The 20684-nt window shown below is 69.1% G+C and carries 20 protein-coding genes and 1 pseudogene; 18 read left to right on the forward strand and 3 right to left on the reverse strand.

Going from position 1 to position 20684, the window contains the following annotated elements; translation table 11 throughout:
* Positions 1–78 precede the first annotated feature (78 nt).
* From gspE to V3391_RS16300, 18 genes and pseudogenes are all read left to right on the forward strand, one after another.
* Entirely contained in the window at positions 79–1803 is a 1725-nt protein-coding gene (gene gspE, locus V3391_RS16215) for a type II secretion system ATPase GspE (RefSeq protein WP_425497302.1), read from the forward strand.
* Positions 1803–2459: a dihydrofolate reductase family protein gene (locus V3391_RS16220; protein WP_332079466.1), complete on the forward strand. Its 657-nt coding sequence runs from the start codon at positions 1803–1805 to the stop codon at positions 2457–2459. The genes gspE and V3391_RS16220 overlap by 1 nt, the downstream gene beginning before the upstream one ends.
* On the forward strand, positions 2456–2632 hold the full coding sequence (locus V3391_RS16225; protein WP_332079467.1) for a hypothetical protein: 177 nt from the start codon (positions 2456–2458) through the stop codon (positions 2630–2632). Before V3391_RS16220 ends, V3391_RS16225 begins: the two co-directional genes overlap by 4 nt.
* Positions 2590–3303, forward strand: coding sequence for a hypothetical protein (locus tag V3391_RS16230; protein WP_332079468.1), 714 nt, complete (start codon positions 2590–2592; stop codon positions 3301–3303). Before V3391_RS16225 ends, V3391_RS16230 begins: the two co-directional genes overlap by 43 nt.
* 13 nt (positions 3304–3316) lie before the next feature.
* Positions 3317–4534 carry a type II secretion system protein XpsF gene (gene xpsF, locus V3391_RS16235; protein ID WP_332079469.1) on the forward strand — a complete coding sequence of 406 codons (1218 nt, stop codon included), beginning with the start codon at positions 3317–3319 and terminating at the stop codon, positions 4532–4534.
* 56 nt (positions 4535–4590) lie between these two features.
* Positions 4591–5028, forward strand: coding sequence for a type II secretion system major pseudopilin GspG (gspG, locus tag V3391_RS16240; protein WP_332079470.1), 438 nt, complete (start codon positions 4591–4593; stop codon positions 5026–5028).
* 80 nt (positions 5029–5108) lie between these two features.
* A complete protein-coding gene (gene xpsH, locus V3391_RS16245; RefSeq protein ID WP_332079471.1) occupies positions 5109–5573 on the forward strand; it encodes a type II secretion system protein XpsH in 465 nt (154 codons plus the stop codon).
* Positions 5570–5995: a type II secretion system protein XpsI gene (gene xpsI, locus V3391_RS16250; protein WP_332079472.1), complete on the forward strand. Its 426-nt coding sequence runs from the start codon at positions 5570–5572 to the stop codon at positions 5993–5995. The genes xpsH and xpsI overlap by 4 nt, the downstream gene beginning before the upstream one ends.
* Positions 5992–6627: a prepilin-type N-terminal cleavage/methylation domain-containing protein gene (locus V3391_RS16255; protein WP_332079473.1), complete on the forward strand. Its 636-nt coding sequence runs from the start codon at positions 5992–5994 to the stop codon at positions 6625–6627. The genes xpsI and V3391_RS16255 overlap by 4 nt, the downstream gene beginning before the upstream one ends.
* A complete protein-coding gene (locus tag V3391_RS16260) occupies positions 6624–7481 on the forward strand; it encodes a type II secretion system minor pseudopilin (RefSeq protein ID WP_332079474.1) in 858 nt (285 codons plus the stop codon). Before V3391_RS16255 ends, V3391_RS16260 begins: the two co-directional genes overlap by 4 nt.
* Positions 7481–8668 carry a PilN domain-containing protein gene (locus tag V3391_RS16265; RefSeq protein ID WP_332079475.1) on the forward strand — a complete coding sequence of 396 codons (1188 nt, stop codon included), beginning with the start codon at positions 7481–7483 and terminating at the stop codon, positions 8666–8668. The genes V3391_RS16260 and V3391_RS16265 overlap by 1 nt, the downstream gene beginning before the upstream one ends.
* Positions 8658–9320: a type II secretion system protein GspM gene (gspM, locus tag V3391_RS16270; RefSeq protein ID WP_425497278.1), complete on the forward strand. Its 663-nt coding sequence runs from the start codon at positions 8658–8660 to the stop codon at positions 9318–9320. The genes V3391_RS16265 and gspM overlap by 11 nt, the downstream gene beginning before the upstream one ends.
* Positions 9310–10155: a hypothetical protein gene (locus V3391_RS16275; RefSeq protein ID WP_332079477.1), complete on the forward strand. Its 846-nt coding sequence runs from the start codon at positions 9310–9312 to the stop codon at positions 10153–10155. Before gspM ends, V3391_RS16275 begins: the two co-directional genes overlap by 11 nt.
* Before the next feature lie 10 nt (positions 10156–10165).
* Positions 10166–12451, forward strand: coding sequence for a type II secretion system secretin GspD (gene gspD / locus V3391_RS16280; protein ID WP_332079478.1), 2286 nt, complete (start codon positions 10166–10168; stop codon positions 12449–12451).
* Between the two features lie 27 nt (positions 12452–12478).
* Positions 12479–13312, forward strand: a pseudogene (locus V3391_RS16285) (glycosyltransferase family 2 protein); the annotation flags it as partial.
* Positions 13313–13440: 128 nt separating this feature from the next.
* Complete coding sequence (locus V3391_RS16290; protein ID WP_332079479.1) at positions 13441–14301, forward strand: glycosyltransferase family 2 protein; 861 nt, start codon at positions 13441–13443, stop codon at positions 14299–14301.
* A 3-nt stretch (positions 14302–14304) separates the two neighbouring features.
* Positions 14305–15492 (forward strand): nicotinate phosphoribosyltransferase, encoded by a 1188-nt coding sequence (gene pncB / locus V3391_RS16295; RefSeq protein WP_332079480.1) that lies wholly within the window; start codon positions 14305–14307, stop codon positions 15490–15492.
* Positions 15493–15599: 107 nt separating this feature from the next.
* A complete protein-coding gene (locus tag V3391_RS16300; RefSeq protein WP_332079481.1) occupies positions 15600–17000 on the forward strand; it encodes a CehA/McbA family metallohydrolase domain-containing protein in 1401 nt (466 codons plus the stop codon).
* Between the two features lie 202 nt (positions 17001–17202).
* Here V3391_RS16300 and pyrF read toward each other — a convergent pair whose 3' ends face one another.
* From pyrF to ettA, 3 genes are all read right to left on the reverse strand, one after another.
* Complete coding sequence (pyrF, locus tag V3391_RS16305) at positions 17203–18033, reverse strand: orotidine-5'-phosphate decarboxylase (RefSeq protein ID WP_332079482.1); 831 nt, start codon at positions 18031–18033, stop codon at positions 17203–17205.
* A 10-nt stretch (positions 18034–18043) separates the two neighbouring features.
* Entirely contained in the window at positions 18044–18781 is a 738-nt protein-coding gene (gene map, locus V3391_RS16310; protein WP_332079483.1) for a type I methionyl aminopeptidase, read from the reverse strand.
* 118 nt (positions 18782–18899) lie between these two features.
* On the reverse strand, positions 18900–20561 hold the full coding sequence (ettA, locus tag V3391_RS16315; RefSeq protein ID WP_332079484.1) for an energy-dependent translational throttle protein EttA: 1662 nt from the start codon (positions 20559–20561) through the stop codon (positions 18900–18902).
* Positions 20562–20684 lie beyond the last annotated feature (123 nt).

Consider the following 20684-nt stretch of genomic DNA (forward strand, 5'->3'; position numbering starts at 1 on the left):
CCGCGGCGGCGCCGGGCGCCGTCGAACTGCTAAAGTCGGCCGATCCGTAATCGATGGGATGGCCGTGCAGTGAATGCGGTGCTCGAGGATTCCACAGCGACGCCCGACACGCCCGAGGCGCGCATCGTCGCGCGCCTGCGTGCCAGCGGCCGGCTCAAGGACGTCGATCTGGCGCGCGCCCAGCGCCTGCACGCCGAAGCCGGCGGCAGCCTGCTGACCCTGCTCGGACGGCTGGGGCTGGTGTCGGAACGCGACCATGCCGAAGCCTGCGCCGCCGAACTCGGCCTGCAACTGCTCGGCGCCAAATCCGTTCCCGAGGAGCCGCCGGAACTCGTCGACGGCGCCCAGCCGTTGTCGGTGCGGTTCCTGCGCCAGTTCCACGTGCTGCCGATCGGCGAAAGCCGTGGTCGTCTGCACGTGTGGATGTCCGATCCGCAGGACGACTACGCGCTTGACGCTGTGCGGCTGGCGACCGGTTGCGACATCGCGCCCGCGGTCGGCCTGCGCTCGGAGATCGACGATCTGATCGAGCGCTGGTATGGCCAGGGCCGCAGCGCGATGGGCACGATCATCGAATCGGCCGATGGCGAAGGCGGCGGCGACGTCGACGACGTCGAGCACCTGCGCGATCTCGCATCCGAGGCGCCGGTGATTCGGCTGGTGAACCTCGTCATCCAGCGCGCCGTGGAACTGCGCGCGTCCGACATCCACATCGAGCCGTTCGAGAGCCGGCTCAAAGTGCGCTACCGCGTCGACGGCGTGCTGATCGACGGCGAAAGTCCGCCGGTGAACCTCACCGCGGCGGTGATCAGCCGCATCAAGATCATGGCGCGGCTCAACATCGCCGAACGCCGCCTGCCGCAGGACGGTCGCATCATGCTGCGCGTGCAAGGCAAGGAGCTCGACCTGCGCGTGTCGACGATGCCGACCGCGCACGGCGAGAGCGTGGTGATGCGTCTGCTCGATCGCGAGACCGTGGTCTTCGACTTCTACAAGCTCGGCTTCACCGACGAGTTCCTGCCGCAGTTCAACAAGGTGCTCGACCAGCCGCATGGCATCCTGCTGGTCACCGGCCCGACCGGTTCGGGCAAGACGACGACGCTCTACACCGCGCTGTCGCAGCTCAACACGCCGGACGTGAAGATCATCACCGTCGAGGATCCGGTCGAATACCAGATCGAAGGCATCAACCAGATTCAGGCCAAGCCGCAGATCGGTCTGGATTTCGCGCATGCGCTGCGCTCGATCGTCCGCCAGGATCCGGACATCATCATGATCGGCGAAATGCGCGATCTTGAAACCGCACGCATCGCGATCCAGTCCGCATTGACCGGCCATCTGGTGCTCAGCACGCTGCACACCAACAACGCCGCCGGCGGCATCACCCGCATGCTCGACATGGGCGTCGAGGATTACCTGCTGACCTCGACCGTCAACGGCATCCTCGCCCAGCGCCTCGTGCGCAAGCTCGAGCCGACGCATCGCGTGCGTTATGCGGCATCGCCCGAGGAGATCGAACGCTTCGAACTGCGCCGCTTCCAGCCGGACGGCGAGATCGTGCTGTATCGCCCGGGCCCGTCGGCCGGTGCGCCGACCGGCTATCTCGGCCGCACCACGATCGTCGAGTTCCTCGTCATGAACGACACGCTGCGCCGCGCGGTGATGCGCCATGCAGGCATGGGCGAACTCGAACAGCTCGCCCGCGAATCAGGCATGCGCACGATGTACGAAGACGGCATCCTCAAGGCGCTGGCCGGCGAGACGACGATCGAGGAAGTGCTGCGGGTGACGGAGGACGCGTGATGGCCGAGGTCCGGGTCGACAGCTTCGCCATCTCCATCGACGGGTTCGCGGCCGGCCCCGGTCAGTCGCTCGACGATCCACTGGGCGCCGGCGGCATCGCGTTGCACGACTGGTTCCGCCCGACACGCGCCTTCCAGCGGCACGTGCTCGGCCAACAGGTCGGCGAGTCCGGCGTCGATGACGACTTCGCCGCGCGCGGCTTCGACGGCATCGGCGCGTGGATTCTCGGCCGCAACATGTTCAGCCCCTCGCGCGGCGCCTGGCCGGACGACGGCTGGCGCGGCTGGTGGGGCGACGAGCCGCCGTACCACTGCGATGTCTTCGTTCTTTCGCACCATGCGCGCGCACCGCTGGCGATGGCGGGCGGCACCACGTTCCACTTCGTCACCGACGGTCCCGAAGCGGCACTGGCGCTGGCACGCGATGCCGCGGGCGGCGCGGACGTGCGGATCGGTGGTGGCGCCGCGACGATCCGCCAGTTTCTGCAGGCCGGCACGATCGATCGGCTGCACCTCGCCGTGGCGCCCGTGTTGCTCGGGCGCGGCGAGTCGCTGCTGGCCGGGCTCGATCTGCCGGCACTCGGATATCGCGTGACGCGGAGCGTTCCGGGCGCGCGTGCGATGCACGTGCTGATCGATCGGGTCTCCGGCGCATGACCCTCTACCGCGACAGAGCCCTCAACGCCCGCGGCGAAACGCTCGATGGCCCGATGGGTGCCGGCAGCGAAGCCGAGGTCGGCGAGACGATGATCGTGGAAGTGCTGCGGGTGACGGAGGGCGCGGGAAGATGTCGCCTGCACCGACGGATACGCCCGGAAGGCAGCCCATGAGGCTGGCAGGACTGGTGTGCGCGACGGCGGTGATGGTCGCGGCCTGTGGCGGCGACCGGGATGTGGATGGACGAGTCGCAGATGCCGATGCCCGCGTCGCGAACGGAAACGTCGAAGAGCGCGCTGATCTGACGGATCGAGATGTGTCGATCAATGCGACTGCGCCGCAGACCGGTGGCGCACGCGCAACGGGGCAACTCCGGGCTGACGGCGTGTCCACACGTCAGGCACAGGCCTCGCCGCGATCGCGTGATTCCGTGGAATCACGGTTGCTGCAGGACGGCGCGCTGATGTCCGATACATTCGGAATCATCAACAATGGGCAGGCTTGGACAGATGCGGTCCGTGCGTTCGAGAACGATGGCCTGACCGATCCCGACGCAAGAGATCTGCACCAGTTGTTCGGCGACTGGCTACGCACATCGCTCGGCCGCCATGGTCTCGAGATATCCGGATTCGGCTGTGGGCGCAGCCTGTGTGCCGCGACGATTCCGCTCGCTGTGCCGGGCGCAGATGAGCGGTACGCCGGGTGGTACGAAACAGACGCCAACGAGCCGCCAATGCCATTGCCGGTGTTTGCCCAGATGGCGTTCACCTGGCCAGGCGGTGCCAGCGAGATGCGGATCCTGTTCTCGACGGATCCGGACGTGGCAATGGTCAACGCGCCGTGAGAAATCCGTTCCCATGACCCTCTACCGCTACAAAGCCCTCAACACCCGCGGCGAAACGCTCGACGGCACGATGGATGCCGGCAGCGAAGCCGAGGTCGCGCTGCGTCTGCAGGAGCAGGGGCATCTGCCGATCGAGGCGCGGCCGGCGAGCGAGGCGCGGGCGGTCGAGGACTGGAAGGCCCTGTTCAAGCCCAAGCCGTTCTCGGGCCAGCGGCTGGTGCAGTTCACCCAGCAGCTTGCGACGCTGCTCAATGCGGGGCAGCCGCTGGATCGTGCGCTGACCATCCTGCTCGATCTGCCCGAAGAACCTGAAGCCAAGCGCACGATCACCGAGCTGCGCGATGCGGTGCGTGGCGGTGTGTCGCTGTCGACGGCGCTCGAGCGCCAGCACGGCACGTTCTCGCGGCTGTACGTGAACATGGTGCGCGCCGGTGAAGCCGGCGGCAGTCTCGAAGACACGCTGCAGCGCCTCGCCGATTACCTCGAGAGCGCGCGCCTGTTGCGCGGTCGCGTGGTCAACGCGTTGATCTACCCGGCGATCCTGATCGTCATGGTCGGCGCGTCGTTGATGTTCCTGCTCGGCTACGTGGTGCCGCAGTTCGCGGCGATGTACGACAGCCTCGATGCCGAGCTGCCCGTGTTCACGAAGATCGTGCTCGGTCTGGGCGAGTTCGTGCGCGACTGGTGGCTCCTGATGCTGGCGGTGCCGGTGATCGGGATCTACGCCTTCGTGCTGAAGCTGCGCGATGCGCGCTTCCGGTTGCGCTTCGACAGCTGGCTGCTGCAGCGGCGGATTTTCGGGCCACTGGTCGCGCGCATCGAGACCGCGCGCATTGCCCGCACGCTCGGCACGCTGCTGCGCAACGGGGTGCCGCTGATCGCCGCGCTCGGGATCGGCCGCAAGGTGCTGGGCAACCTCGCATTGTCGGCGGACGTGGAAGCGGCCGAATCCGAGGTCAAGAACGGCGTCGGCCTGTCGACGGCGCTGGGGCGCACCAAGCGGTTTCCCCGGCTCGCGATCCAGATGATCCAGGTCGGCGAGGAATCCGGCGCGCTCGACACGATGCTGCTCAAGACCGCGGACACCTTCGATCAGCAGACCGGCACGTCGCTCGACCGCATGCTCGCCGCCCTGGTGCCGGCGATCACGATGCTGCTCGCGCTCGTTGTGATGGTGGTGATCCTCGCGGTGCTGGTGCCGATCTACGACCTGACCAGCGTCATCGGCTAGGTTCAGCTGCGCAGCGTCATACAATGCGATCCAGATTCTTGAACGAGGCAGTGTCGATGCAGCACATCCGCAGATCGCGTCCCCTCGGCAGCCCGCGCAGCGCGCAGGGCGGCTTCAGCCTGATCGAGATCATCCTCGTCGTCGTCCTGATCGGCGGCATCGTGGCGTTTGCCGCGACTCGCATCCTCGGCGGCGGCGACCGCGCGCGCGTGAATCTCGCCAAGGCGCAGGTGCAGACGCTGGCCGAGAAGGTGCACCAGTACGAGATGGACACCGGCACGCTGCCCAATTCACTCGGCGATCTCGTCACCCAGCCTGGCGGCGCCAGCGGCTGGCTCGGCCCGTACGCCAAGGACGCCGAACTGCGCGATCCCTGGAACACGCCCTACGAGTTCGCGGCGCCAGGCAACAGCCAGCCGTTCGACATCGTCAGCTACGGCGCTGATCGCAAGCCGGGCGGCGACAGTGTGAACGCCGATATCCGCTACGAATAAGCACTTCGCGCGCCGTGGAAAGCGGCGCCGATGATGCTAGATTCCGGGGCTGCTCCCGCTCCGGAACGTCGCCGCGCCAGATGTCGCATCGCATCGCCAGGGTCCGCGGTTTCTCGCTGCTCGAAGTGCTGCTGGTCGTCGGCCTGATCGCCGTGACCGGCGTGCTGGCGGCGGCGGCCATGAGTGGCGGGTTCGATCGCATCGCGCTGCAGTCGACGAGCAAGACCATCGCGGCGCAGTTGCGCTACACGCGGGCACAGGCGATTTCGACCGGTGCGCCGCAGCGCTTCGTGATCGATCCGCAGGCGCGCACGTGGCAGGCGCCGAACGGTCGCCACGGCACGATTCCCGAGCCGCTCGCGGTCGAGTTCACCGGCGCGCGCGAGCTGCAATCGAGCGACAGCGAAGGCGCGATCCTGTTCTTCGCCGATGGCGCGGCCACCGGCGGCCGCGTACGCGTGTTGCTGCGCGATGCCGCGTGGCAGGTCGACGTGGCCTGGCTGACCGGCGAAGTGCGTCTGTCCCGCGCGAACGCGACCGAATGAGTCGTCGCGGCCAGCGCGGTTACACCCTGATCGAAGTCATCGTGGCATTCGCGGTGCTGGGCATCGCGCTGATGCTGCTGCTGGGCACCTTGTCGAACGGCACGCGCCAGGTGCGCTGGGCGGCCGATTCGGGACGCGCGGCGCTGCATGCGCAGTCGCTGCTCGATGGCCTCGGCATCGAGATTCCGGTGCTGCCGGGCAGCACCACCGGCGAATTCGAGAACGGACGCTATCGCTGGACGCTGGAAATCGCGCCCTACGTCGATCCGGCGATGCCGCCCGCGTTGCTCGATCCGAGCGGCCAGCAGCTGTTCGAGATCGCGCTCGCCGTCGACTGGGGCGAACGCGGTCCGCGCGAGCGTCTGCAGGTCCACACGCTGCGGCTGCGCGAACCGGATGTACTCGGAGCGCCGATGCCATGAGGCATGCGCGCGGATTCACGTTGATCGAAGTGCTGCTGGCGACGGTGCTGCTCGCAGCCGGACTGGCCCTGGCGCTGACCACATTGCGCGCCGCGACCGCGACCGTCGATCGCGGCGAGGCGCTGTCGCAGCGCACCGAACGCATGCGCGCGGTCGAAGGCTTCCTGCGTCGGCGCATCGCGTCCGCGCAGCAGATCGCGTTCCAGACCGACGAGAACACCGGCGAGATCTCGCAGTTCATCGGCGAACCGCAGCGCCTGCGCTTCGTCGCCGATCTGCCGAATTATCTCGGGCAGGGCGGGCCGCATCTACACGACATCGCGGTCGACGAGGTGCGCGGTGCCCAACGTCTGACGGTCGCCTTCGGCATGGTGATGACCGGCCGCACGATCGAACCGCCGAGTCCGCGCCCGCCCGAGCCGCTGGTCGACGATCTGGTCGAGCTGCGCATGCGTTATCGCGGCTTCGACGACGCCGGCGCACTCGGCGAGTGGCAGGAGCGCTGGGGCCCGGCCGCGCTGCCGTTGCAGGTCGAGGTGCAGATCGAGACCGAGCGTGACGGCGCCTGGCCGACACTCGTCGTCACGCTGCCACAGGGCACCGGGCAGGCCGCGCCGGTGGCGATGCCATGAACGCGCGCACGCATCGCGGGGCGGCGCTGCTGCTGGTGCTGTGGCTGATCACGCTGCTGGCGGCGCTGGTCGGGGCGTTCGCGCTGACCGCGCGCATCGAACAGCAGCAGGGCCGCGTGCTCAGCCGCGGCGTTGCCGGCGACCAGGCCGCGCGCGCGGGCCTGGAATACGCATTGACCCGGCTGGCGATGGAGGACCCCGCGCTGCAGTGGCAGCCGGACGGACGTCCCTATGCCTGGCGGTTCCACGACATCGACGTGGCACTCGAGATCGTCGACGAAACCGGCAAGGTCGATCTCAATGCCGCCGACGGCCTGCTGCTCGCCGCGCTGCTGCAGACCACCGGCGCCGAGCAGAGCGTTGCGGTGCAGGTCGCTGGTGCGATCGTCGACTGGCGCGATGGCGACGATTTCGTGCAGGTCACCGGCGGCGCGGAAGCCGCGGATTACGCCAGCGCGGGGCGGCCCTACGGCGCCAAGAATGCGCCATTCGAAAGCGTCGCCGAGGTCGAGCAGGTGCTCGGCATGACGCCCGAGCTGTACGAGGCGGTCGCGCCGTATCTGACGATCTACAGCCGCCTGCCGTCGCCCGATCCGCAGTTCGCCGCCGCGCCGGTGCTGCAGGCGATGGGGGTCGACGCCGATCCGATCCTCGCGGCCCGCGACGCGACCGTTGCGCAACTCGCCGGTGCACTGCTGGGCAGTGGCAGCGGCACGTATAGTATCGAGAGCCAGGCGCGGCTTCCGGAGGGGCGGACCGCGCGGCTGCGGGCAGTCGTCAGAACCGGCGCTGGCGCCGTACCGGGCACGGCCTACACCGTGCTGCGTTGGGAGGAAGGAGCGTCACCACGATGATGTCCGCGACACCCGCAACTCCGGGCGAGACCGTGCCCGGCCGCCGCGCCTGGCGCCTGGACGGCCGCACGTCGGCGCGTGCCAGGACGTTCCTGTCGTGGTGGGGCGCGTCGCTGTCGGCGTGGCTGCCGGCGCGCGTGCGCGAACTGTTCGGCCTCGCCAGCCGTCGCCTGCTGCTGGTCGGCGACGGCGGCGACATCGTCCTGCGCCTGCAGGACGCCGACGGCGTGCGCGACCTCGCGCACGTGCCGCGCGCCTCGTTCGACGACACCGATGGCGATCCGCTGGCCGCGCTGCTCGCGCCGCGCACGATCGATCTGCCGCGCTGGCTGCTGCTGCCCGCACGCACCGGCCTGCGTCGGCGCCTGACGCTGCCCGAAGCCGCCGGCGATCGGCTGCACGATGTACTGGGGTTCGAGATCGACCGGCAGACGCCGTTCGCCGCCGCCGATGTGCGTTACGACCATCGCGTGCTCGGCCGGCGCGGCGATGGCCAGATCGACGTGGAACTGGTGGTGGTGCCGCGCACCGCGATCGACGCGCAACTCGCCGCCCTCGGCCCGCTGGCGCCGATGCTGGCCGGTATCGATCTCGCCGGCGACGCCGGCCCGTTGGGCGTCAACCTGATCGACGACGCGCGTCGTCGGCGACGCGAGGATCCACAGCGTCGCGTGCAGGTGATGCTCCTCGCGATCGCGGTGCTGCTGACCGCGTTCGGCCTGTGGCAGATGCGCGAGAACCGCAGCGCCGCCGCCGATGCACTCGAAGCACGCGTCGCCGCCGAAGCCACCCGTGCGCGCGCGGCATCCGCGCAGCGCCAGCAACTGACCGATCTGCGCGAAGGCATGGCCTTCCTGCAGGCGCAGCGCGCCGCGCGGCCGCTGACGGTCGCGGTGCTCGATGAACTCGCGCGCCGGCTGCCGGATTCCACGTCGCTGGAGAAGGCCGCGATCGAGGGCGACCGTGTGCTGCTGATCGGCCTGAGCACCGAAGCCTCGGCGCTGGTCGGACAGCTGTCGGGCTCCACGCTGTGGCGCGCACCCGCGCTCGCCGGCGCGCTACAGAATGATCCGCGCACGCGCTCCGACCGTTTCACCCTGACCGCCGAACTCGTACCGCCCGCGACTGCGCCGGCGTCCACGTCCACTCCACCACAGGAGCCCGTGCGTGCGGACGATGCCCGATAGGCCCGTGTCGGCCCGCGACCGCTGGCTGGCGCTCGCGCTGCTGCTGGGCGTGCTGTTGCTGGGATACCTGCTGCTGATCCATCCGTGGTGGACCCAGCCCATGCGCGAACTCGGCACGCGTATCGACACGCTGCAGGAACGCGAGCTGCGCATCCGCCGTGAACTCGAGCAGGCGCCGCAGGTGCGCGCCGAACTCGAACGCGCGCGCGCGTCGATGGACGACACGCCCGGCTTCATGCCGCAGGCCGGCGTGGAACTCGCGACCGCGGCGCTGGTGCAGCGGCTGGAGAGCGCCGTGCTCGAGGCGAGCCCCGGCAATCGCAGCTGCGCGATCAGCAACCGCTCGCCGATCGCCGGCCAGCGCAGCGACAAGTACCCGCGCGCGACCGTGCAGGTGCGCCTGCGCTGCGGCAATGCCGAGCTGGCGGCGGTGCTGCACTCGCTGGAGACCGGCACGCCGCGGCTGTTCATCGACAACCTCAACATCCTCAGCCAGCGGCACACGCTCGCGGCCGGTGCGACCAGTGGCGGTGTCGACGTGAGTTTCGATCTGTCCGGCTACGTGCTGCCGGCGCCCGGTGCGACGCCGGCGGCCAATGCCGCCGCGCGTGCACGCCCGGCCGCCGCCAACGGAGGCGCCGATGCGGATTGATGCCACCAACGCGCGCACCTGGCTGGTCGCCGCGGTCGGCGGCTGGGCGCTGCTGTTCGCGCTGCTGTCGCTGGCCGGACTCGGCAGCCGCATCGGCACGCTGGAGGACGACGGCGTGGTCGCCGCGCCGATCGGCCCCGCGCCCGGCGACGCCGCGCCCGCACCGCCGCTGTCGAGCTTCGACGAAGTCGCCGCGCGGCCGCTGTTCTCCGGCGACCGCCGTCCGCATCCCTTCTTCATCGATCCGCAGGACGAAGGCGAGGGGGCCGGCACGGGCTTCGACTACGTGCTGACCAGCGTGCTGCGCACGCCCGACTTCGCGATGGCGATCCTGCAGCCCAATGGCGGCGGCGAATCGATCCGGCTCAAGGTCGGCGAAGGTCCGCCTGAGGCCTCGAACTGGCTGCTCGATTCGGTGGATGCCCGCAGCGTGGTGTTCACCACGCCCGAAGGCCCGCGCACGCTGGAACTGCGCGTGTTCGACGGCAATGGCGGACAGCCGCCGACACCGATGACGCCGACACCGCCGCCGGATGGTCAATCGCCGGCGCAGGCCGCCTCGCGCCCGCCGCCCCCGGCCACCGGCAGTCCGGGCGCCACGACAGGACGTGCCACCGCATCGGCCCGCGCCTCGGAGCTTGGCGGCAACGGACAGCCACGCGGCGCGGCTGCGCCGCAGACGACGCCCGTCGACGCGAGCGGCGGTGTCACGCCGGAAGCCGCGCCGGCCGCCGGCCCGTCCGAGGCCCAGGTCGAAGCGATCCGTCGCCGGATCGAAGAACGGCGCGCACGTCTGCGCCAGCAGCAACAGCAACCCAATTCCGCCCAGGACTAGACTCCCGTCGATGAAGCCTTCCCAGACGCCAGCCTTCCATCTCCGGGCGATCGCCCTCGGTACCGGCATCGCACTGCTCGCCGGCTGCGCCACCGCGCCGACCGCGTCGATGCGCCGCGATGCCGACCTGCGCCAGGGTGCGGAGGCGGGCACCTCCTCCGCCGACACCGCATCGGCGACGGGCGTACGCACCCAGCCCCTGCTCGGCGATGACGAACGTCCGCAGCCGCAGATCCGCCGCGGCAGCGGCACCGTGCTCAACCAGCGCGCCGCGTCCGCCGCGCCGCCCACGCTGGGCGCGACCAGCGGGCAGGCCTCGTTCAATTTCGAAGGCGAATCGGTGCACGCCGTCGCCAAGGCGATCCTCGGCGACATGCTCGGCCAGAACTACGTCATCGCGCCGGAAGTGCAGGGCACGGTGACCCTGGCGACGCCGCAGCCGGTGAGCGCGGCGCAGGCGCTGAGCCTGCTGGAGATGGTGCTGGGCTGGAACAACGCCCGCATGATCTACAGCGACGGTCGCTACAACATCGTCGCCGCCGACACCGCGCTCGCCACCGGCACCGTCGCGCCGCGCACCGGCAGCACCGGCGCCGCGCGCGGTTTCGAGGTCCGCACCGTGCCGCTGCGCTACATCTCCGCGACCGAAATGGAGAAGGTGCTCGAGCCGTATGCGCGGCCGAACGCGATCGTCTCCGCCGACAACGCGCGCAACGTCATTACGATTTCCGGCAGCCGCTCCGAACTCGACAACTACCTGCGCACGATCGAGATCTTCGATGTCGACTGGCTGTCGGGCATGTCGGTCGGCGTGTTCCCGCTGCAGTCGGGCAAGGCCACCCAGGTCGTCGCCGATCTGGAAAAGGTGTTCGGCCAGGACAGCGAATCGCCGGTCTCGGGTATGTTCCGCTTCATGCCGCTGGAGGGCGCGAACGCGGTGCTGGTGATCACCCCGCAGGCCGATTACCTCGGCGAGATCCAGCAGTGGCTCGAGCGCATCGACAACGCGGGCCAGGACCCGAAGCTGTTCTCCTACGAACTCAAGTTCATCAAGGCTCGCGAACTCGCGCAGCGCCTGTCGGAAGTCTTCGGCGGCGGCAGCGGCAGCAGTGGCGGCCAGGATGCGGCGTCGCTGATGCCGGGCTTGACCGGCAACACCCTGCGCACCGGCGGCACGGATGGTTCGTCCGGTCTGGACAGCGGCAGTGGCAGCGGTTCCGGGCTCGGCAGCAACAATCGCGGTGGCGGCTCGGGCATGGGCCGCGGTGGCAGTGGTGGTGGAAGCGCCAATATCGGCCAGATGCAACTCAGTGAGCAGCAGGACGGGCCGAGCAGCGTGACGCTGGAAGTCGAAGGCGATCGCGTCGGGGTGTCCGCAGTCGACGAAACGAACACGCTGCTGGTGCGGACGACGCCCGCTGCTTGGCGCTCGATCCGCGATGTGGTCGAACGGCTCGACGTGATGCCGGCGCAGGTGCATATCGAGGCGCAGGTGGTGGAGGTCGCGCTGACCGGCGCGCTGGAATACGGCGTCAACTGGTTCATCGAGAAGGGCATGACCGACAACGGCTTCGGCCCGTTCGGTCCGCCAGGTGCAGGGCAGGGTCTCGCGGGGCCGACCAGCTGGAGCACCCTCGGTGCGAGCATCGGCGGTGTCTCGGGTTCGGGGCTCGCATGGTCGCTGGTCAAGAACGACGCGGCGGCAGTGATCCGCGCGCTGGATGAAGTGACGGACGTGCAGATCCTGCAGTCGCCATCGGTGTTCGTGCGCAACAACGCCATGGCGGAGTTCAATGTCGGCGCGAGCATTCCGATCTCGTCGAGCAGCGTGAATCCGATTCTCGGGGACAGCCAGTACACGCAGGTCCAGTACATCGAGACCGGCACGATCCTCAAGGTGCGGCCGCGCGTCACCCGCGACGGCATGGTCTTCCTCGACATCGTGCAGGAAGTGAGTTCGCCGCAGCCGCAGAACACTGCCGATTCGCAGGGCAACGTGCGCATCGACACACGCCGGCTCAAGACCGAGGCTGCGGTGCAGGCGGGCGATACGGTGATGCTGGCCGGACTGATCAGTGACCAGGTCGGCCGCACCTCGGGTGGCCTGCCGGGCCTGAGCCGTATCCCGGTGATCGGCAGTCTGTTCGGCTCGCAGACATCGCGCACCGAACGCAGCGAAGTCATCGTGTTGCTGACGCCGACCATCGTGCGCAATCCGCTCGAGGCGCGTCAGCTGACCGACGAATACGGGCGCCGTTTCCGCGCGCTGCAGCCGCTGCAGCGTCCGCAGGACTAAGGGCCGCGATGCGCGGAGATGCTGCGCATGCCTGAGTTGCCGGTGATCCTGCTGCCGGTCGGGCACGACGACGACGCGCTCGACGCGTGCCTGGCCGCGCTCGATGCCGGCACGCCGGCGGGCACGCGGATCTGGCTGGCCGACGATGCGCGCATCGGGCCGCGTGGCGCGGAGATCGTGCAGCGCTGGCTCGCCCGCACGCCGCTGCAGGCCGATTACACCTGCCGCCAGCGTTCGATCGGCGAGGTCGCGCACCTCGACGACGTGCTGCGCGCCTGCGGCGATGCCGACGTCGTCGTGCTCGCACCCGATGCGATTCCCGCGCCAGGCTGGGCCAACGCGCTCGCGGCCTGCTTCGCGCGCGATGCCTCGATCGCGACCGCGACGCCGTGGTGCAACGCCGGCGAGTCCGCGGCCTGGCCGCGGATCGGCGAGATCAATCCGGTGCCCGATGCGCCCGCGCGTCTCGCGCGTGCCTGCCAAGCGCTGCCGCCGCTGTATCCCGAACTGCCGGCTGCGATCGGCCACGCGGTGCTGCTGCGCGGCAATGCGCGGCGCAAGGCCGGCGGTCTCGATGCGTCGAGCTACCGCTCCTGGTACGCCGCCCTGATCGACCTGTCGCTGCGCATGGCCGGCCTGGGCTGGCGCAATGCGCTGTGCGAGACCGCATTTGTCGCGCGCGGCGGCGAAGGCGGGCCGGCCGACGGCGACATGGATGCGCTCGCGGTGCGCTGGCCGGCGTGGCATTCGCGGCTGGCGACCTTCCTGATGCAGGACCCGCTGTACGCGACGCGCGTCGCGCTGCAGCGCGGCTTCGATGCGCTGGAGAACGCGCCGGCGCAGCAGCAACTGTTCGATGCGGACGACGTGGCTGATGCGGTCGATGACGCATCACCGGTTGCCGTGTCCCACCCGGGCGACGACGGCACCACACACGCTGCACCCGGCGCAGCGGACAATGTCGCGTCCACCGAAGACACGCTGCCAAAGTGACCGCTGCACACTCCGCCACGTCCGACATCGTTGCCGTCGTCGTCACCCATCGCAGCGGCAGCACGATCGACGCCTGTCTGACGCGCCTGCGTGCGGCCGACCGCGTCGCGCAGGTCCGCGTGGTGGACAACGCATCCGACGACACCACGCTGGCCATCGTGCAGCGGCACGCCTCGCTCGATCCGCGCGTGCACTTCATCGGCAATCCCGACAATCCCGGCTTCGCCGTCGCCTGCAACCAGGGCGCGCGCGACGGGGACGCGCCGTGGATCGCGTTCGTCAATCCGGATTGTCTGGTCGATGTCGAGACGCTCGCGCGCCTGCGTTCGCACGCCGATGCGCTGGCCGCGCCATGCCTGCTGGGCACCGAACTCGTCGGCGAGGACGGCGCGCGCGATCCCGCCGCGCGCCGTCGCGATCCGGACTTCGTCGCGATGCTGCGCGACCCGCAGGCGCGCGTGCTCGCGGTTCCACGCGATGCCACGCAGCCGCTGCAGCGATTACAGGCGGTCTCCGGCGCGCTGATGCTGCTGCCGCGCACGCTGTTCGACCGCATCGACGGTTTCGATACCGGCTACCGGCTGCATGCCGAAGACCTGGACCTGTGCAGGCGCGCGCGGGAGGCGGGCGCGGTGGTCGCGGTGGCCAACGACATCGCCGTGCTGCACGTGCGCGGCGTGTCCAGCCGCTCGCGGCCGGTGTTCGTCGAATGGCACAAGCATCGCGGGTTGTGGCGGTACTTCCGGCGTTTCGAAGCCGCGCATCGCAGCTGGCCGCAGCGCATCGCGGTGTGGGCGATGATCTGGGCGCGCTTCCCGGTCGCGCTGCTGCGCCGCGCCGCGCAGGCGGCAGGCTGACCGATGGCCGCGATCGCCTCCCTGCTCGACACCGATCTCTACAAGTTCACGATGATGCAGGCGGTGCTGCACCAGCATCCCGGCGCGGTCGTGCAGTACCGCTTCAAGTGCCGCACGCCCGGCATCGATCTGGCGCAGTGCATCGAAGAAATCGATGCGGAGATCGATGCGCTGTGCGCGCTGCGCTTCACTGCCGACGAGCTGGCCTACGTGCGCGCGCTGCGGTTCGTGAAGCCGGACTTCGCCGACTTCCTCGGCCTGTTCCATCTCGACCGCAAGTACATCGATCTGCGGGCCTCCACCGATGTGCCGGGCGAGATCGCGCTCGACATCACCGGCCCGTGGCTGCACACGATCCTGTTCGAGGTGCCGCTGCTGGCGATCATCAACGAGGTCTGGTTCCGCAACACCACGCAGGCCGATTTCGCCGAGGGCGAGCGGCGTCTGCAGGCCAAGGCCGCGCTGCTGCGCGACGTCGCCGGTTACGAGGATTGCCGGATCGCCGACTACGGCACGCGCCGCCGCTATTCGCAGCACTGGCACGGGCACATGCTGCCGCTGCTGCGCGATGCGCTGGGCGACCAGTTCGTTGGTACCAGCAACGTCCACTTCGCGCGCATCCATGGCATGACGCCGCACGGCACGATGGCGCACGAGTACCTGCAGGCGTTCCAGGCGCTGGGGCCGCGGCTGCGCGATTCGCAGGTCGTGGCACTGGATTCGTGGGCGCATGAATACCGCGGCGATCTCGGCATCGCGTTGTCGGATGTCGTCGGGCTGGATCCATTCCTGCGCGATTTCGACATGTACTTCTGCAAGCTCTTCGACGGCGTGCGCCACGACTCGGGCGATCCCTTCGTCTGGGGCGACCGGATGCTCGCGCACTTCGCCGACAACCGCGTCGATCCGTCGAGCAAGATCCTGGTCTTCAGCGACGGCCTCGACATCGACAAGGTCAAACGCCTGCACGCCTACTTCCGCGGCCGCTGCAAACTGGCCTTCGGCGTCGGCACGCATCTGACCAATGATCTCGGGCCGACGCCGCTCAGCATCGTCATCAAGATGGTCCGCTGCAACGGTCAGCCCGTGGCCAAGCTCAGCGATTCGCCCGGCAAGAGCATGTGCGATGACCCGGGCTATCTGACCTATCTGCGCCAGGTGTTCGGACTGCCGGCCGACACAGCGGCCTGATCATCGCGCACGAAACCCGCGCGGGTTTCATCGGGATGACATGGGGCTGCGATGGAATACGCGGTTGCGGCGTACCGCGCCGTGTTCCTCCATCGTCCGGATTCTGCATGACCCTCCACCCTGCTTCTTCCCGGCACGCGCGCCGCGCGTCCTGTTCTCTCCTGTTGCTGGCCCTGATGGGCACCGCCTCGGCCACCGATCGCGACGATGGCCGCGCCTGGCGCGCCGGCGATCATCACGTCCACAGCGAGTGGAGTGTCGACTGGGACACGTCCACCTCACCGCCGACGCCGATCCGCGGCGGCGATTCGCCGTACTCGCGTACGCGCAATGCCGAGGAAGCACGTCGGCACGGTCTGGTGTGGATGGTGCACACCGATCACGGCGGCCCGAACCATTCGGCGGTGACGCACGACTCGGCGTGGCCGGCGCTGCAGCAGGCGCGCAACGATGTGCCGGAGGTCCTGCAGTTCCACGGCATGGAGTTCGACGTTCCGGCCGGCGAACACGCCTCGCTGATCATGGCGCCAGGCGCGCACGAGAACACGATGCTGGTCGACCTGGAGCGGCGTTTCAGCCGCCGCGAAGTGGACGACGACGCGCGCGACACGCCGGAGGCGATGCTCGCCGCGCTGCGCCACATGCAGGCGCAGCAGCCGCAGCCGCTGATGTTCGTCAATCATCCCGCGCGCACCGCGACCGGGATCGGCGTCTGGGGCAAGGTCGATCCGCAGGAACTGCGCACCTGGCAGGACGCGGCGCCGGACGTCCTCGTCGGCATGGAAGGCGCGCCCGGCCATCAAGCCGACCGCCGCCATCGCGGGCTGTACCGCAACGATGCGGCGAAGACCTGGGGCGGCTTCGACCAGATGACAGCGCAACTCGGCGGCGTGTGGGACACGCTGCTCGCCGAGGGCCGACGTTTCTGGATCACCTCGACGTCGGATTCGCATCGCAACATCGACATGGGCGGCGCGGACTTCTGGCCGGGGCAGTACAGCAAGACCTACGTGCTGGCGCGCCACGACGGCGCGGACATCTTCGACGGCCTGCGCCAGGGCCGCATGTTCGCGGTGACCGGCGACCTGATCGACACGCTCGACCTGCAGGTCGACACCGATGGCACGGCGCCGGCCACGATGGGCGGCACGTTGCAGGCCGCTGCCGGTGCGCAGATGACGGTGCGCGTGTCGGTCACGGTGCCGGACGGCGCCAATTTCAACGGCGACCGCAATGCGATCGACCACATCGACGTGATCGCCGGACAGGCGTCCGCCGACGGCACGCTGGACATGAGCGTCCACACTGTGCGCGCCGCGCAGTGGCAGCAGACCGGCAACCGCATCGCATTCGATCTCACGTTGCCGGCGCCGGAAACACGTGGGTTCGTGCGCGTGCGCGGCACGTCGAACGCGCAGATCGAGCCGACGCCGGACGCCGCCGGCGAGGATCCGTGGCAGGACCTGTGGTTCTACTCGAATCCGGTGTTTATCGAGGTTGCGCGCTGAGGCTTTTGGCGCAAGCCAACGAAACCAGAAGATGGGGCACCTCTCCCTCTGGGAGAGGTCGGCGCGCGGAGCGCGTCGGGTGAGGGCAGGACATCACAGAAGGTCTCCACCGCACGCGCAAGATAAAGCCGCCCTCACCCCAACCCCTCTCCCCGGGGGAGAGGGGCTCTGACCTGCAGGTTCGTCTGGAGCTTGTGCGCGCTCAACGAAACCGGTTGATCGCATCCCGCAACGTGCGCGCCTCGCGCGCCGCCGCGTCCGCGTAGTCGTCGCCGTTCGACGCGTAGAGGATCGCGCGTGAGGAACTGACCATCAGGCCGGTGCCGTCGGCGGTCTTCGCGTGCGTGACCACCGCTTCGACATCGCCGCCCTGCGCGCCGACGCCCGGCACCAGGAACGGCATGTCGCCGACGATCGCGCGGACTTCGCGCAACTGTTCGGGCCAGGTCGCACCGACGACCAGCGAGACGTTGCCGTGGACGTTCCAGTCCCGCGCGATGGTCTCGGCGACGTGCTGGTACAGCGGACGCGTGGCGCCGGCATGCGCGACCGGCAGGTCCTGCAGATCGGCCGCGCCCGGATTCGAGGTGCGGCACAGGATCACGACGCCCTTGTCGCTGCGGTCGAGGAAAGGCTGCACCGAATCGCGACCGAGGTAGGGATTCACCGTCACCGCATCGGCGTCGAAACGCGCGAAGGCCTCGGCGACGTAGCGCTGTGCGGTGCTGCCGATGTCGCCGCGCTTGGCATCGAGGATCACCGGCACGCCCGGGTGCGCAACATGCAGATGCGCGATCAGTCGCTGCAGCGCGTCTTCGGCGCCCAGTGCGGCGAAGTGCGCGATCTGCGGCTTGAACGCGCAGGCGTACTCGGCGGTCGCATCGGCGATGTCGCGGCAGAACGCGAATACCGCGTCGGCATCAGCGGCGAATCGTGCGGGAAACTTCGCCGGCTCGGGGTCGAGGCCGACGCAGACGAGCGTGTCGGCGGACTGCCAGCGCGCACGCAGCGCCTGCATGAAGGTGTGCGTCATGGAACGGCTCTCAGGTGACGATGATCGGCGCGCCGTGGGTGACGACGACCGTGTGTTCGAACTGCGCCCCGAAGCCCTTGGGGCAGATCAGCGACCAGCCGTCGTCCAGGTCTTCGGTGCGCGTGGCGTGGGTCGCGAGGAACGGCTCGACCGTGATCACCATGCCGTCGTGCAGGCGGCGGGTGTCGCGGGGATCAAAATAGCCGGGAATCGAACCGGGCGATTCGTGCAGTGCCCGGCCGACGCCGTGGCTCTGCAGGTTGCGGATGATGCGGAAACCGCGGCGCGCGGCAACGGTTTCGATGGTGCGGCCGATGCTGGAGAGCAGTTCGCCCGCACGCAGCTGGGCGATGGCGGCATCGCGCGCTTCGCGCGTCGCATCGAGCAGACGCTGCTGCGCGGCGCTCGCGGTGCCGACGACGAAGCTCGCGCCGGTGTCGGCGAAGAACCCGTCGAGCTCGGCGGAAACGTCGATGTTGACCAGATCGCCTTCTTGCAGCGGCGTCGCATTGGGGATGCCGTGCGCGACGACGCGGTTGACGCTGATGCAGGTCGCAGCCGGGAAGCCGTAGGTCAGCACCGGCGCGGACTGTGCACCGGCGTCGCGCAGCATGTCGGCGCCGATGGCGTCGAGTGCGCGCGGCGTCGTGCCGGCCAGTGCCTGCTCGCGCATCGTCGTCAGGATGCGCGCGACGAGTGCACCGGCGCGCTTGAGGCCTTCGAGTTCTGCCAAGGTCTGGATGGTCATGCGGGGCTCCCGGTTGTCTGCGCTGCCCTTACCCCAACCCCTCTCCCGCGGGGAGAGGGGCTCACGTCCGCCAGGCATCGGGTCCGCGCGTACCTGCGCGGATCCCGACCCACGACGATTACTTCAGCGCCTTGAACCGCAGACGCTTCGGACCCGCGTCGTCGCCCATGCGGCGGCGCTTGTCTTCCTCGTACTCGCGGTAGTTGCCCTGGAAGAACTCGACGTGGCTGTCGCCTTCGAACGCGATGATGTGGGTGGCGATACGGTCGAGGAACCAGCGGTCGTGCGAGATCACGAACGTGTTGCCGGGGAACTCAAGCAACGCGTCCTCGAGCGCACGCAGGGTTTCGATGTCCAGGTCGTTCGACGGTTCGTCGAGCAGCAGCACGTTGCCACCCTGCAGCAGGGTCTTGGCCATGTGCAGGCGACCGCGCTCACCACCCGACAGCGTGCCCACCAGCTTCTGCTGGTCCTGGCCCTTGAAGTTGAAGCGGCCGATGTAGGCGCGCGACTGGATCTCGATGCCGTTGATGTTGAGGATGTCGAGGCCGCCGGCGATTTCCTGGAAGACGTTGTGGTTGCCCTCCAGCGCGTCGCGGCTCTGGTCGACGTAGGACAGCTGCACGGTCGGGCCGACGACGATCTCGCCGGAATCGGGCTTCTCCTGCCCGGTGATCATCTTGAACAGCGTGGACTTGCCGGCGCCGTTGGGGCCGATGATGCCGACGATCGCGCCCGGCGGAATGATCATCGACAGATCGTCGATCAGCAGGCGGTCGCCGAACTTCTTGCTGACGTTCTTGAACTCCATCACCGAGTTGCCCAGGCGCTCGCCCGGCGGGATGAAGATCTCGTTGGTCTCGTTGCGCTTCTGGTATTCCTGCGACTGCAGCTCTTCCAGACGGCCCAGGCGCGCCTTGCCCTTGGACCGGCCGCCCTTGGCGTTCTGGCGCGACCATTCCAGTTCCTTCTGGATCGCCTTCTGGCGGGACTTCTCCTGGTTGTCTTCCTGCTTCAGGCGCTCGTCCTTCTGCACCAGCCACTCGGTGTAGTTGCCCTTCCACGGAATGCCGCGGCCGCGGTCGAGTTCGAGGATCCACTCGGCGGCGTTGTCGAGGAAGTAACGGTCATGGGTGACCGCGACGACGGTGCCGGTGTAGCGCGCGAGGAACTGCTCCAGCCACTCCACCGACTCGGCGTCGAGATGGTTGGTCGGTTCGTCGAGCAGCAGCATGTCCGGCTTCTGCAGCAGCAGGCGGCACAGCGCGACGCGGCGCTTCTCGCCGCCCGACAGGTTGCCGACCTTGGCGTCCCACGGCGGCAGGCGCAGCGCATCGGCGGCCACGTCGAGCTGGTTTTCCAGCGTGTGCGCATCGCCCGCGGCGAGGATCGCCTCCAGGCGCTCCTGTTCCTTGGCCAGCGCGTCGAAATCGGCGCCTTCCTCGGCGTAGGCGTCGTAGACCTTGTCCAGGGCGGCCTGGGCCTGCAGCACTTCGCCCACGCCTTCCTCGACCGCCTCGCGGACCGTCATCTCGGGATCGAGCTGCGGCTCCTGCGCCAGATAGCCGACCTTGGTGCCGGCCTGCGGACGGGCCTCGCCTTCGAAATCGGTGTCGACGCCGGCCATGATCTTGAGCACCGTCGACTTGCCGGCGCCGTTGAGGCCCAGCAGGCCGATCTTCGCGCCCGGGAAGAACGACAGCGAGATGTCCTTGATGATCTGCCGCTTCGGCGGGACCACCTTGGACACGCGATTCATGGTGTAGATGTATTGCGACATGGGGGCTCCGGTTGTGCCGGCCCGCGCCGGGGCCCGGTCGGGCGGCGTCGGGTGAGGAAAGGATGGCGACGATTATAACGGCTCGCGCCCGGTGAGGCCGCGTGCCGGGCGGGCCGGCGCTAC

This window comes from Luteimonas flava (assembly GCF_036584485.1).
GTDB lineage: Bacteria > Pseudomonadota > Gammaproteobacteria > Xanthomonadales > Xanthomonadaceae > Luteimonas > Luteimonas flava.